At 70.1% G+C, this 13,054-nt stretch carries 12 protein-coding genes; 6 read left to right on the top strand and 6 right to left on the bottom strand.

From position 1 onward, the window contains the following. The first annotated feature begins 187 nt into the window (after window positions 1-187). Window positions 188-853 carry a hypothetical protein gene (locus tag ACQPXM_RS16145; RefSeq protein WP_432949333.1) on the top strand — a complete coding sequence of 222 codons (666 nt, stop codon included), beginning with the start codon at window positions 188-190 and terminating at the stop codon, window positions 851-853. Between the two features lie 70 nt (window positions 854-923). Here ACQPXM_RS16145 and trpD read toward each other — a convergent pair whose 3' ends face one another. From trpD to ACQPXM_RS16130, 3 genes are read right to left on the bottom strand one after another with little or no spacing between them, the layout of a single operon-like run. After that, window positions 924-1,970 carry an anthranilate phosphoribosyltransferase gene (trpD, locus tag ACQPXM_RS16140; protein WP_432949331.1) on the bottom strand — a complete coding sequence of 349 codons (1,047 nt, stop codon included), beginning with the start codon at window positions 1,968-1,970 and terminating at the stop codon, window positions 924-926. A gap of 7 nt (window positions 1,971-1,977) precedes the next feature. Further along, on the bottom strand, window positions 1,978-2,394 hold the full coding sequence (locus tag ACQPXM_RS16135; protein ID WP_077016902.1) for an Rv3143 family two-component system response regulator: 417 nt from the start codon (window positions 2,392-2,394) through the stop codon (window positions 1,978-1,980). 47 nt (window positions 2,395-2,441) lie between these two features. Then, the gene (locus tag ACQPXM_RS16130) at window positions 2,442-3,359 is read right to left on the bottom strand and encodes a cytochrome c oxidase assembly protein (protein ID WP_432949329.1); all 918 of its coding nucleotides are present in this window, start codon (window positions 3,357-3,359) and stop codon (window positions 2,442-2,444) included. 142 nt (window positions 3,360-3,501) lie between these two features. On the opposite strand from ACQPXM_RS16130, the gene ctaE reads away from it, so the two are divergent. From ctaE to qcrB, 4 genes are read left to right on the top strand one after another with little or no spacing between them, the layout of a single operon-like run. Beyond that, complete coding sequence (ctaE, locus tag ACQPXM_RS16125) at window positions 3,502-4,104, top strand: aa3-type cytochrome oxidase subunit III (RefSeq protein WP_432949327.1); 603 nt, start codon at window positions 3,502-3,504, stop codon at window positions 4,102-4,104. Next, complete coding sequence (gene qcrC, locus ACQPXM_RS16120) at window positions 4,101-4,967, top strand: cytochrome bc1 complex diheme cytochrome c subunit (RefSeq protein WP_432949326.1); 867 nt, start codon at window positions 4,101-4,103, stop codon at window positions 4,965-4,967. Before ctaE ends, qcrC begins: the two co-directional genes overlap by 4 nt. Further along, on the top strand, window positions 4,964-6,025 hold the full coding sequence (qcrA, locus tag ACQPXM_RS16115; protein ID WP_432949324.1) for a cytochrome bc1 complex Rieske iron-sulfur subunit: 1,062 nt from the start codon (window positions 4,964-4,966) through the stop codon (window positions 6,023-6,025). Before qcrC ends, qcrA begins: the two co-directional genes overlap by 4 nt. A 5-nt stretch (window positions 6,026-6,030) precedes the next feature. Then, on the top strand, window positions 6,031-7,728 hold the full coding sequence (gene qcrB / locus ACQPXM_RS16110) for a cytochrome bc1 complex cytochrome b subunit (protein ID WP_432949322.1): 1,698 nt from the start codon (window positions 6,031-6,033) through the stop codon (window positions 7,726-7,728). Window positions 7,729-7,791: 63 nt separating this feature from the next. Here the strand turns inward: qcrB and ACQPXM_RS16105 are convergent, their stop codons facing one another. Further along, window positions 7,792-8,742, bottom strand: a complete 951-nt coding sequence (locus tag ACQPXM_RS16105; RefSeq protein WP_432949320.1) for an NADP-dependent oxidoreductase — start codon at window positions 8,740-8,742, stop codon at window positions 7,792-7,794. Between the two features lie 48 nt (window positions 8,743-8,790). Between ACQPXM_RS16105 and ACQPXM_RS16100 the strand changes: the two genes are divergently transcribed. Further along, window positions 8,791-9,516 carry a TetR/AcrR family transcriptional regulator gene (locus ACQPXM_RS16100; protein WP_432949318.1) on the top strand — a complete coding sequence of 242 codons (726 nt, stop codon included), beginning with the start codon at window positions 8,791-8,793 and terminating at the stop codon, window positions 9,514-9,516. A 14-nt stretch (window positions 9,517-9,530) separates the two neighbouring features. Here the strand turns inward: ACQPXM_RS16100 and ACQPXM_RS16095 are convergent, their stop codons facing one another. Together ACQPXM_RS16095 and ACQPXM_RS16090 are read right to left on the bottom strand one after the other, a co-directional pair. Then, complete coding sequence (locus ACQPXM_RS16095) at window positions 9,531-11,297, bottom strand: ABC transporter ATP-binding protein (RefSeq protein WP_432949316.1); 1,767 nt, start codon at window positions 11,295-11,297, stop codon at window positions 9,531-9,533. Beyond that, window positions 11,297-13,045: an ABC transporter transmembrane domain-containing protein gene (locus ACQPXM_RS16090; protein ID WP_432949314.1), complete on the bottom strand. Its 1,749-nt coding sequence runs from the start codon at window positions 13,043-13,045 to the stop codon at window positions 11,297-11,299. The genes ACQPXM_RS16095 and ACQPXM_RS16090 overlap by 1 nt, the downstream gene beginning before the upstream one ends. Window positions 13,046-13,054: the final 9 nt, after the last annotated feature.

Below are 13,054 nucleotides of genomic sequence, written 5' to 3'. Positions count from 1 at the left end.
AACCCATCGGCTGGGATCCCCCACCACCGGCCGGCGCGCCGCGCGCGGCGGATGGCAGGAGCAGCACCGGACAACCCCTCCCGATGACGGCGGAGACGACGACTCCTACGGCGTCGTCACGCGCCCGCCCGGCGGCAACGTCCAGCGCGCCCGGCTGATCGGCGCGTTGGCTCTGGTGCTCGTGGCCGTGTTGACGACCGTGTTCAGCGTGTCGTGGTTGTGGTCGAACGCCGCCGCGGTGTCGCCGGTGGACGTGCCGGCGGGAACGGTGGGCGACGTGAAGACGATCAGCCCGTCCCTGCGGCCTTCGCCGACGCCGACGCCTGAGGGCAAGGTGATCGGCGGGCTGTTCTACAACGGCACGCTCGACACGATGCCGATGATGTCGTCGGCCTGGAAGTCGACCTCCGACCGCACCGGACTGGCTTCCGGTGCGGGCAGCTATCTCGGCGTGCACGAGAACTACGACGGCAAGGACGACTGGGTCAACTACGTCGGCTTCGGCAGCCTGAGCAAGTCGATCCCGTTCACCAACACCCCGGCCGGCCTGAAGGACGCCACCATCAGGGCCACCACCAACGCCCTGGTCGCCCTCTACGACTCGAACGTGAAGCTGATCGGCAAGGCCACCCACCGCCCGATCACCGTCGCCGGGCACCGCGGGCACGAACTGACCATCAAGGTCGACGTCCGCAAGCCCAAGCTGCCGGAGACCTTCTCGACCGTGATGGTCGCGGTGATCGACCGCGGCGACGGTACGGCGGTGGTCTCGGTCGCCGACATCGCGGGCTCCACCCCGCAGTGGCTACCGGTGTGGCGCACGACGGTGTCCCAGATCGAATTCGCCAACTGACCCCAGCACGGCAGAAGGCGCCCGCTCCTGCACAAGGAGCGGGCGCCTTCTGACAGATACTGAGGCCGAATCAGCCGCGAACCTCCAGGCAGATCGCGATCCACCGCTCCAGCACGTCCTTGGCCGCACCCGAGTCGATCGCCTCGGCGGCACGGTCCATCCCGGCCCGGATCCGCGTCTGCACGGTCCCCGGCTGCGCGTCGTACGCCGCGAGCGCCGCGCCCGCGTTGAGCAGCACGACATCGCGGACCGGTCCGGCCTCGCCGTCCAGCAGGGCCCGGACGACCTTCGCGTTGTACGCCGCGTCGCCGCCGCGCAGGGCTCCGGTCGGCACCGGCTCGATGCCCAGCTCGCGCGGATCCAGCGTCACCGGCCCTTCGACCGTTCCGCCGCCGATCGACCAGACCTGCGACGTCGTCATCGTGGTCAGCTCGTCCAGGCCGTCGTCGCCGTGGAAGACCAGCGCGTCGATCCCCCGCCGGGCCAGCACACCGGCCATCAGCCCGGCGACCCGCCCGTCCCCGACACCGACCGCCTGGGCCGACGGGTTGCCCGGGTTCGCCAGCGGGCCGAGGAAGTTGAAGGTCGTCGGTACGCCGAGCTCGCGCCGCGGGACGGCCGCGTGCCGCAGCGCCGGGTGGAAGGCCGGCGCGAAGCAGAACGTGATCCCGGCCCGCTCCCCCACCGCGGCCACCTGGTCGGCGGTCAGGTCGAGCGGAATGCCGAGCTCCTCCAGGACGTCGGCCGCGCCGCACGCCGACGAGGCCGCGCGGTTGCCGTGCTTGAGGATCTTCGCCCCGGCTCCGGCCGCGACGATCGCCGACATCGTGGAGATGTTCACAGTGTGGGCTTGGTCACCGCCGGTGCCGACGACGTCGAGCGTGCGGCCGGACACCGACAGCCGGGTGGCGAAGTCGCGCATCGTGGTGACCAGGCCCTCGACCTCGGCCACCGTCTCGCCCTTGGAGCGCAGCGCGACGACGAACCCGGCCAGCTGCGCCGGGGAGGCCGCGCCGGACAGGATCTGCTCCATCGCCCAGGCGGTGGCCGTGCTGTCCAGGTCCTCGTGCCGCAGCAGCGGATTGAGCACCTGCGGCCAGGTGAAAGAGCCGGTCATCGCCGGATCAGGTCGTCGCGGGCAGCGACGCGACCCGCTGCCGCAGCAGGCCGGCGGTCACCTCGGCGAGCCGGACCGGGTCGATCGGGTGCGAGACCGCGGCCTCGGCGCGCGACCAGGTGGCCAGCCAGGCGTCCTGCGGACGGCCGGTGATCACCAGGATCGGCGGGCAGCGGAAGATCTCGTCCTTCAGCTGCCGGGCGATGCCCATGCCACCGGCCGGAACGGCTTCGCCGTCCAGGATGGCCAGGTCGATGCCGCCCTTGTCCATGGTCTTGATCACGGCCGGCTCGGTCGCGCACTCGAAGTACTCGAGCTCGGGCAGATCGGCGGCGGGCCGCTTGCCCAGGGCCAGCCGGACGGACTCCCGCGTCGTACGGTCGTCGCTGTAGACCAGCACCTTCAGCGGACGCTCTGAACTCATCGCTTCATCCCAAGCTGTGTGTGGACCGGCAGATAACACCGCGCATGCTACCGGGGTGCCTGTCCGGCTCTGCGCGCCTGCTCCTCCAACCGGTCCAGCCGGCGGTCCTCCCGCCGCGCTTCCCGCTGGGACTGCCGCACCCACTGGACGAAAAGCACCCCGAAGAAGACGATCCCGACGATGTCGCCGGAGCCCCAGAGCAGACCGCCGGCGATGTACTGGTCACGCAGCGGTGAGGGCGGCCAGGGCCGGGCGAAGGCGGTGTACCAGTCCTCGGCGATCAGCCGGTTGGCCGACATGATCGTGATCCCGAGGAACGCGTGGAACGGCAGCGTCAGGAAGGTCAGGATCAGCCGGAACGGGTAGATCACCCGGCCGGGCACCGGGTCCAGGCCCAGCAGCGGCCAGAAGAACAGCGCGCCGACCGCGATGAAGTGGAAGTGCAGCAGGTCGTGCAGGACCGCCGAGCGCAGCGTCGCGTCGTACCAGTCGCTGAAGTAGAGCGCCCAGGGGCTCAGCACGAACAGCGTGAAGCCGATCATCGGGAAGCAGATCACCTTCGCGAACCGCGAGTGCAGTACGGCGAGCAACCAGCCCCGGGGCCGCATCGGAAGGGTGCGCAGCGCAAGCGTCACCGGGGCGCCGAGCGCCAGCGCGAGCGGCGTCAGCATCGACAGGATCATGTGCTGGGCCATGTGCACGCTGAGCAGCACGGTGTCGTAGGTGCCGAGCGCCGACTGGGTCGCGATCACCGCGCTGCCCAGGCCGAGGCCGACGAAGGCGAACGTGCGGCCCTTCGACCACTTGTCGCCGCGCGCGTGCAGGCGGTGCACGCCGTACAGATAGAGCGCGCCGAGGACCAGGAGCACGGTCAGCAGCACCGGTTCGAAGGTCCAGGCGGTCAGCAGCCGCAGCGGTGTGAGCGGCTCGATCTGATCGCCGGGCCCGGCGTGGAGGGGAAGCACTGTTCCACAGTAGAAAGCAGAAAGGGCCGACATGCATGGGGGTGGGCGTGCTGTCAGATATCCGGACCGACATAATGACCGCGTGGCCACTGCAACCGCGCTCCCAGCGTCCCGTGAACACGGACACCACGACCGTCCCAGCATGGTCAGTGTCGGCACGATCGTCTGGCTCTCGAGCGAACTGATGTTCTTCGCCGCCCTCTTCGCGGCGTACTTCACGATCCGGTCGGTGACGACCGCCGCCGCGGCTCCGGGCGTCGAAACGCTGTGGGACAGCTCCACGGCGCTTCTGAACATCCCGTTCGCGGCGGTCAACACCACGATCCTGGTGTTGTCGTCGTTCACCTGCCAGTTCGGCGTCTTCGCCGCCGAGCACGGCCGGGTCGGCCGGACCGGTTCGGTGCTGAACGTCCGCTCCTGGGGCATGCGTGAGTGGTTCATCCTCACGTACCTGATGGGCGCGGTCTTCATCGCCGGCCAGGTGACCGAGTACGCCACCTTGATCCACGAGGGCATGACGATCGCCTCGTCGCCGTACGGATCTGTCTTCTACCTGACCACCGGGTTCCACGGTCTGCACGTGACCGGCGGTCTCATCGCTTTCGTGTACGTGCTCGCACGGACGTACATGGCTCGCAAGTTCACCCACGAACAGGCCGTCTCGGCGATCGTCGTGTCGTACTACTGGCACTTCGTCGACGTCGTCTGGATCGCCCTGTTCGCGACCATCTACCTGCTCAAATGAGTGAGAAGAGACTTTCCTTGTCACCGGCGCGCTTCCTGTCTGCGCGACGACGGCACCGGTCAGCCGGCCTCGTCGTGCTCCTGTTCGGCCTGTTGGCAGTGGGGACGGCGTACTCCGCCTTCGCCCCTGACAACGCTGTCGCCGACAACTCGGCCCAGTCCCAGCAGATCGAAGAGGGCAAGAAGCTCTTCGCGGTCGGCTGTGCCAGCTGCCACGGCCTGAACGCCGAGGGCGGCAGCAACGGCGAGGGCGACCTGGCCGGCCCGTCGCTGATCGGCGTCGGCGCGGCCGCGGTCGACTTCCAGGTCGGCACCGGCCGGATGCCGGCCATGCAGCCGGGTGCCCAGATCCCGCGCAAGACCCCGGCGTACACGCCGGAGGAGATCGAGGCCCTGGCCGCGTACGTCGCGTCGCTGGCGCCCGGTCCGGCGGTCCCGGCCTCGGAGTCCTACGACATCAGCAAGGCCACCGACGAGCAGGTCACCCGCGGTGGCGAGCTGTTCCGGACCAACTGCACGGCGTGCCACAACTTCGCCGGCAAGGGTGGCGCGCTGCCCAACGGCCGGTACGCGCCGTCGCTGATGGGGGTCGACCCCAAGCACATCTACGAGGCGATGCTGACCGGCCCGCAGCAGATGCCGGTCTTCTCCGACCAGGTGCTGCAGCCTGAGGACAAGCGCGACATCATCGCGTACCTGAACGCGTTGCAGGAGCAGAAGGACCCGGGTGGCTTCGGTCTGGGCCGGCTCGGTCCGGTCTCCGAGGGTCTGTGGGGCTGGCTGGTCGGGATAGGCCTGCTGGTCGGCGTAGCGGTCTGGATCGGCGCCAAGGGCGTCAAGGCCAAGGGAGCGAAGGCCGAATGAGTGACGAGAAGTCCAACCTGCCCGCGGTGAGCGGGGACGACGAGCACCGCCACGGCGCCGTCGAGGTGGCCGAGCCGATCCCGGACCCGGGCATCGAGCCGCACGAACTGCGCATCACCGACATCGACCCGAAGGCCGCCGACCGCGTCGAGCGGCAGGTCGCGACGATGTTCACGCTGGCCGGCCTGCTCTCGGTCGGCGCGTGCGTCGGCTACTTCGCGATCCCGCGCGACGCCGTCCTGGAGTTCGGCCCGCTGTCGGGCAACGCGAACAACATGACGCTGGGCCTGTGCCTGGGGCTGGCGCTGTTCCTGATCGGCGCCGGCGCGATCCAGTGGGCCAAGAAGCTGATGGTCGACACCGAGATCGAAGAGCCGCGTCACGCGGCCAGCTCCTCGCCCGAGCAGCGCGCGGACATCATCGAGGGCTTCCAGGTCGGTGCCGCCGAGTCCGGCTTCGGCCGCCGTAAGCTGATCCGCCGCTCGCTGATCGGCGCGATGGCACTGCTCGGTCTGCCGGCCATCGTGCTGCTGCGCGACCTCGGCCCCGCGCCGGGCCGCAAGCTGTACAACACCATCTGGGCCCAGGGCATCCGCGTCGTCAACGACGTCACCCTGCGCCCGATCAAGCCGTCCGACCTGGTCGTCGGCCAGCTGGTCAACGCCGCCCCCGCCAACCTGGCTCCGATCCAGGAGGAGAGCGCGGTCGAGTACCAGAACGAGAAGGCCAAGGCCGCGGTGATCGTGGTCCGGATCGCTCCGAACGAGATCCGCACACCGGCCGGCCGCGAGAACTGGGGTGTCGACGGCATCCTGTGCTACTCCAAGATCTGCACCCACGTCGGGTGCCCGATCTCGCTGTACGAGCAGACCACCCACCACGTGCTCTGCCCGTGCCACCAGTCGACCTTCGACCTGGCCGACGGCGCCAAGGTCGTCTTCGGCCCGGCCGCCCGTCCGCTGCCCCAGCTACCCTTGGCTGTGGACGCCGAGGGCTACCTGGTCGCGCAGAGCGGCTTCACCGAACCGGTCGGCCCGAGCTTCTGGGAACGAGGGTGACAACAGTGGCCACGAAAGAACTTCCCCCGCCCGTCGCCTGGGTCGACGACCGGCTCGGCATCGCCAAGCTGGGCAAGAAGAACCTGCGCAAGGTCTTTCCCGACCACTGGTCGTTCATGCTCGGTGAGATCGCCCTCTACAGCTTCATCATCCTGCTGCTGACCGGCGTCTTCCTCACCTTCTGGTTCAAGCCGTCGATGGCCGAGATCGAGTACCAGGGCTCGTACAGCCTGCTCAAGGGCCTGCACATGTCCGAGGCCTACGCCTCGACGCTGGACATCTCGTTCGACGTCCGCGGCGGTCTGCTGATGCGCCAGATCCACCACTGGGCCGCGATCCTGTTCGTCGCCTCGATGATGGTCCACCTGCTGCGCATCTTCTTCACCGGCGCGTTCCGCAAGCCGCGTGAGCTGAACTGGGTGATCGGCTTCGGGATGCTGTTCCTCGGCATCATCGAGGGCTTCCTCGGCTACGGCCTGCCCGACGACCTGCTGTCCGGCACCGGTCTGCGAATCACCCAGGGCATGATCCAGGCCTCCCCGGTGATCGGCACCTGGCTGAGCTTCTTCATCTTCGGTGGCGAGTTCCCCGGCGACGACATGGTGTCGCGGTTCTTCACCGTGCACGTGCTGCTGATCCCCGGCCTGATCCTGGCGCTCGTCACGGCCCACCTGATCCTGGTCGTGTACCACAAGCACACCCAGTACCCGGGTCCCGGCCGGACCGAGAAGAACGTCGTCGGCTACCCGCTGATGCCGGTCTACATGGCCAAGGCCGGTGGCTTCTTCTTCGTCGTGTTCGGCATCACCGCGCTGATGGGCGCGCTGCTGCAGATCAACCCGGTCTGGCTGTACGGCCCGTACAACCCGGCCGAGGTGACGGCGGGCTCCCAGCCCGACTGGTACATGGGCTGGCTGGAAGGCTCGGTCCGCCTGATGCCCGGCTTCGAGTCGGAGTTCTGGGGCGTGACGCTGAGCTGGAACCTGCTGATCCCGGCGCTGATCGTGCCGCCGGCGTTCGTCACCCTGGTGGCCCTCTACCCGTTCATCGAGTCCTGGATCACCGGCGACAAGCGGGAGCACCACCTGCTCGACCGGCCGCGCAACATGCCGACCCGGACCGGGATCGGGGCGGCGTTCATCACCTTCTACGGCCTGCTGTGGATCGGTGGTGGCAACGACCTGATCGCCACCCACTTCGGCGTCTCGCTGAACTCGGTCACCTGGTTCCTGCGCTTCGCGGTCTTCCTCGGCCCGATCCTGGCCTTCTGGGTGACGCGGCGGATCGCGATCTCGCTGCAGCGGTCCGACAACGACCGGCTGCTGCACGGGCTGGAGACCGGTGTGATCATGCGGTCGCCGGACGGTGAGTACACCGAGCGGCACGCCCCGATCTCGACGTACGAGGCGTACGAGCTGACCGCTCGGGACCGGATCCTGCCGCTCGAGGTCGGTCCGGAGACCGACGAGAACGGCGTCCGGGCTCCGCGGCGCGGGCTGACCAAGTTCCGTGCGGCGCTGTCGCGCTTCTACTTCGCCGACTCGGTGCAGAAGCCGACGGCGACGGAGCTCGAGCAGGCCCACACGCACGGCCACGGTCACGACGACCACGAGGAGCTCGGCCACAGCGGCGAGGTCCCCGGGGTCACCGGCACCGTCGAGACCGACGACGAGACGGCACGCGAGCAGATCTCCAAGCACTGACCCGCACCACCCGAAAGGCCTCGGCTCTCAGAGCCGGGGCCTTTCGCTTTTCCCGAGCTGGACTCAGTTGACCAGAACGATCTTTCCGCGGGCGTGACGGCTCTCGCTGAGCTTGTGGGCGGCCGCGGCTTCTTCCAGCGGGAAGGTTTCCGCCACCGGAATCCGCAGCCGGCCCGCTTCGGCGAGCCCGACCGCCGTCGCGAGACCGTGCACGGCGAGCGGATCCGCGCCCGCTCCGACCGCGGAACCGGTCTCGTCGGCCGGCGCGCTGTGCGACAGGTGTACGCCGTATTGGGCGGCGGTGAAGTCGGCGATCGTCACCACCCGGGCCGGATCGACCGCGATGGCGATGAGGTCCGGCAGCGCGCCTCCCGCGCAGTCGAACACCGCGTCCACGCCGTCCGGTGCCATCGCCCGGACCCGGTCCCCGAGCCCTGGCCCGTACGTCGTGGGCTCGGCGCCGAGCGACCGCAGGAACTCGTGGTTGCCTTCGCTGGCCGTACCGATGACCCTGGCTCCGCGCGCGGCGGCGAGCTGGACGGCGACGGTTCCCACTCCCCCGGCGGCGCCCTGGATCAGCAGTGTGTGGCCTGCGCGGACGTTCAGCAGGTCCAGGACGCGCGTGGACGTCTCGACGTTGCCGGCGGCCCCGCCGGCCTCTTCCCAACTCCAGACGGCCGGTTTCAGCGCCCAGGCCGCCAGGACGACGAAGTCGGCGTTCGCCGCCCGGTCGGTCATCGTCACGAAGCCGAAGACCTCGTCGCCCAGGCTCACTCCGTCGACGCCCTCGCCGATCTCGTCCACAACTCCCGCGGCGTCGAAGCCGGTCCGGTACGGGAAGGTGACCGGCACGAACTCCCGGAACCGTCCGCCGCGGAGCGCGGTCTCCCCCGGCGACAGCCCGGAGGCCTTCGCCGCGATCCGGAGCTGTCCCGGGCCGGCGTGCGGCTCGGGCGCCTCGGCGACGCGCAGCACGTCAGGTGGTCCGTACTCGGTGAACTCGATCGCTCTCATGCCGCGAACGTAACGGAACACCCCGTCCGGTTCGGTAAAGTGAGAGCGGTGACTACCGAAGTGGGAACGCCGGCCGCGGGGCGGGAAGTCGACGCCCCGGGCGCAGGGCGGGAGCCCCACGCGCCGGACGCAGGGCGAGAGGCGCACACCCCGGCCGCGGGGCGGGCCGTCGGCGCGTTGCGCTCGGATGCCCGGGACAACCGTGAGCGCATCCTGGTGGTCGCGCGGCTGGCGTTCGCCGCCGAGGGGCTCGACGTGCCGATCCGCGAGATCGCCCGGCGGGCCGAGGTCGGCGTCGCGACGCTCTACCGGCACTTCCCGACCAAGGAGGCCCTGCACGTCGCGGCGTTCGCCGAGCAGATGACGCTCTGCTCGAGGATCGTGCAGGACGGGCTGGACGCGGCCGATCCGTGGCAGGGGTTCCGCCAGCTGATCGAGCGGATGATGGAGCAGCACGCCCTCGACCGCGGCTTCGCGCGGGCTTTCACCTCCAGGCTGCCACCGGCTGCCGGCTTCGCCGCCGAACGCGACCGGACGCTCCGCTCGCTGCTGGAGCTGATCCAGCGGGCCAAATCCGCCGGTGCGCTGCGCGAGGACTTCGTACTGGAGGACCTCGCCCTGGCGCTGATGGCCAACGAGGGCATCCGCGCCGCGTCGCCGGAGCAGCGCGTGGCGGCGTCCCGCCGCTTCGCCGCCCTGATGCTCCAGTCGTTCCAGGCGAACCCCGTCGCGTCGCCCCTGCCCCCGGCCGTGCGCCTACCGGTCAGCAGGTGACGGCAGGCGCCCGCTCAATCCGGCGAGTCACCGTGCCAGGAGCGCCACAGCGCCGCGTACGCGCCGTCCCGCTCGAGCAGCTCCTGGTGCGAACCGAGCTCGATGATGCGGCCCGCTTCCATCACCGCGACCCGGTCCGCGTCGTGCGAGGTGTGCATCCGGTGCGCGATCGCCAGCACCGTGCGGCCGTCCAGGATCACAGCGAGCGCCCGCTCGACGCTCCGGGCGGTTGTGGGATCCAGCATCGAGGTGGCCTCGTCCAGCACAACCGTGTGCGGATCGGCGAGTACGACGCGCGCCAGCGCGATCTGCTGAGCGTGCGACGTCTCGAGCGCCAGTCCACCGTTGCCCAGCGCCGTGTCCAGGCCGTCCGGCAGGTCGTCGATCCAGCTCGCCCCGACGGTCGCCAGCGCGGCGTGCAGCTCCTCGTCGGTCGCCGTCGGCCTGGCGATCAACAGGTTGTCGCGAACCGTATCGGCGAACACATGGTGGTCCTGCGTGACCAGGACGATCTGCTCGCGCAGCCGTTCGGACGGCAGCTCGGCGACCGGAACGCCGCCGACCGTGACCGTCCCGGTCCGCGGATGCTCGATACCGGTCAGCAGACGAACCAGCGTCGACTTCCCCGCCCCGGAGAGCCCGACGATCGCCAGGTGCTCCCCCGGCTGGATGGCCAGGCTGACATCGGTCAGCACGTCAGGGCCGCCTGGATAGGCGAAGCTGACGTCGCGGACCTCGATCCGGTCATCGACCGGCGCGGCTGCCGTCGTCCGCGCCGGGCGAGCCATCGTCTCGATCCCCTCCAGCCGGGCGAAGGACGCCGCCGAGCTCTGGATCTGATCGATCAGCAGCTCCAGCACTTCCAGCGGGCCGGCCAACTGGCGAAGGTAGAAAACGGCGGCGATGATCGCGCCGAGCGTGATCTGCCCGTCGCCGTACAGGGCCCCACCCACCAGCAGTACGCCGACCAGCGGCAGCACGTAGGAGACATCGACGACCGGGAACAGCACGGTCCGCAGCGTCAGAGTCCGTAGCCGGGTGGCGCGGGAGTGCTCGATCGCCTCGACACTCGCCCGCAGCCGGCGCTCCTGCAGCCCGAAGGCTTCGACGGTCCGGCCGCCGGAGACGGTCGCCGTGAGCACCTCGGTCAAGGTCGAGTTCGCGGCGCCGGCCTCCAGGTACGCCGTACGCGCCCTCGCCAGGTACCACCGGCCCGCGAACCAGATGCCCGACAGCCCGATCACGGCACAGGCACCCATCAGCGGATCGACCGCGAACACCGCGACGAAGATGAACAACGTCTGCACAAGGGCGATCAGCGCGTCCGGTACGGCGTCCCGCAGGGTGTACGCGACCGAGTTCACGTCGGTCGCCGCCCGGGAGGTGATGTCGCCGGCCGGCACCCGCTCGGCGACCGCGGCCGGCAGCCGCAGCACCCGGCCGAGGAACTGCTCGCGCACCTGCGCCGAGGTCCGTTCGCCGAACCGCGCCCCGACGTTGCGGGCCCAGCGCGTCAGCACCAGCTGCAACAACGCACAGGCCACGATCAACAGAGCCAGCCGGTCGATCCGCTCTCCCCCACGACCGCTCGCGACCGCGTCGACAATCTTGCCCAGCAGCCAGGGACCGCCGAGCGCGGCCACCGTGGCCAGCACGTTCAGCAGCACCATCAGGGCGAAAGTTCGCCGCGCGAGCCGAATCAGCGACAGCCCGGCCCGCCACGTTTCCCGCTTGGTCGCGACCGGAAGATGGCCGTCCGGCACGATCGGATCGTCGGCCATCAGCTGCGCCCCGTCGTCGGCGTCCCGCCGGAGTCATCGTCCGGCGCGGACTCACCGAGCGCCCGGGAAACCAGCAGCTGATAGCCCGGTACGGCGTCCAGCAGTTCGTCATGCGTGCCGGTCGCGACAACCTTCCCGTCGGCCAGGAAGTGCACCACGTCGGCGACGTCCAGGACCGCCGGTGACGTGGTCGTCACCAGGGTCGTCAGCTCCGCACGGGCGGCGCGCAGCCGCTGCGCGATGAGCGTCTCGGTGTACGCGTCCACCGCCGAGGTCGGCTCGGAAGCCAGCAGGAGCTCCGGCTCCGCGGCAACGGCCCGCGCCAACCGGATCCGTTGCCGCTGGCCCCCTGAGAAGTTCCGTCCCTGCGGGGCGACCCTGGTCGCCAAGCCGTCCGGCGCGGCGGCCAGGATGTCCTCCGCCGCGGCGGTGTGCAGTGCACCGACCAGCAGAGCGTCGTCCCGGTCGAACCGTCCGGACACCACTTCGCGAAGCGTCCCGGCGAAGAGATCGGCGCCGTTGTCCGCCACCAGAATCCGCCGCCGGACTTCGGCAGGGTCGATCGTCGCCAGCCGCTGACTGCCCCACGTGACGTCCGACCGGGTGAAACCGCCCAGCCGGTCGACGACGAGCAACGCATCGCCAGGGCGGGCGCTGGCGACCGCGGTGAAGGTGGCCGGCCGAAGCGTCACGCCGGACTCCGGATCGTGCAGCACCGCTCCGGCGGCCGGTCCGGGCTCACCCGCGACTGACTGCGAGTCCGGGCGCACGGCCAGGAAGTCCACGACCCGCCGTGCGGCCACCAGCCCCTGGTTGATGTCCGACGCACTCTCGATCAGCGCGGCGAGCGGTACGACGAGGAACGCGACGTAGCCGTAGGCACCGACCAACTCTCCGACCGAGAGTTCCCCGGCGGCAACCATTCGCGCGGCCAGCCAGGTCACTCCGGCGAGGAAGACGACCGGAGCTCCGACCCCGATGGCCGGGATCCAGCTCGCAATCGCGGCCACCCGGTAACCCTCGTCGCGAAGCTCGCCCGAGCCCTGCTCGTAGCGATTGGCGAAGCGCGGCTTGCCGCCCACGCCGTTCAGCACGTGCAGGCCCTGGACGATGTCCACCAGCCGCGCGGTGAGACGCCCCTGACGCTCGCGGTAGACCGTCGCGCGGTTCTGCAGCCGGCCGAGAATCGGCCCGATCAGCACGGCGATCACGGGCAGGCCCAGCAGCACGACCACGGCCAGCAGCGGCGACATGGCGAACAGCAGCACCGCGACGACACCACAGGCGACGACCGCGCCGACGCCCGGACCGACCACGGCCAAGGTGTTGCCGATCACCGAGGCGTCACTCATGCCGATGGTCGCCAGCTCGCCCGTGGTGGTCCTGCGGTTCAGCTCGTTGCCGAGCACCGTCGAGTGAACGACGACGGCATGCACGGTCCGGTACGCGCCGTCCAGCCTCACCTTGACCATCGTGCGATGCCTCAGGATCGACACGAACGCGGTCAGCACGCCGGTCGCCAGCAGCGCACCGATCCACGGCAGCAGCGACCGGAGCCCTCCTCCGCGCAGCCCTTCGTCGGTGGCCCGCGCCAGCAGGTACGGCGTGAGGACGAGCAACATGAACCAGACGATGCTGAGGATCGACCCCAGCGCCGCCCGGCCGCGCTGACGACCCAGCAGCCAGAAGATGTACCGCCCAGCGCTCGCCGGCGCACCAGGTCCAGGTACGCCGTACGTCGCGGTCACCGAGCGTCG

The organism is Kribbella sp. CA-253562 (assembly GCF_050942265.1).
Taxonomy (GTDB): domain Bacteria; phylum Actinomycetota; class Actinomycetes; order Propionibacteriales; family Kribbellaceae; genus Kribbella.
This window is presented reverse-complemented; position numbering and strand designations above follow the sequence as displayed.

Excerpts from the sequence above, each read along its gene's own strand:
- ACQPXM_RS16135 (WP_077016902.1), bottom strand. The coding sequence starts at position 2,394 with ATGAGTTCAGAGCGTCCGCTGAAGGTGCTGGTCTACAGCGACGACCGT.
- qcrC (WP_432949326.1), top strand. The coding sequence starts at position 4,101 with ATGAGTGAGAAGAGACTTTCCTTGTCACCGGCGCGCTTCCTGTCTGCG.
- ACQPXM_RS16095 (WP_432949316.1), bottom strand. The coding sequence starts at position 11,297 with ATGGCCGACGATCCGATCGTGCCGGACGGCCATCTTCCGGTCGCGACC.
- qcrA (WP_432949324.1), top strand. The coding sequence starts at position 4,964 with ATGAGTGACGAGAAGTCCAACCTGCCCGCGGTGAGCGGGGACGACGAG.
- ACQPXM_RS16105 (WP_432949320.1), bottom strand. The coding sequence starts at position 8,742 with ATGAGAGCGATCGAGTTCACCGAGTACGGACCACCTGACGTGCTGCGC.
- trpD (WP_432949331.1), bottom strand. The coding sequence starts at position 1,970 with ATGACCGGCTCTTTCACCTGGCCGCAGGTGCTCAATCCGCTGCTGCGG.
- ctaE (WP_432949327.1), top strand. The coding sequence starts at position 3,502 with ATGGTCAGTGTCGGCACGATCGTCTGGCTCTCGAGCGAACTGATGTTC.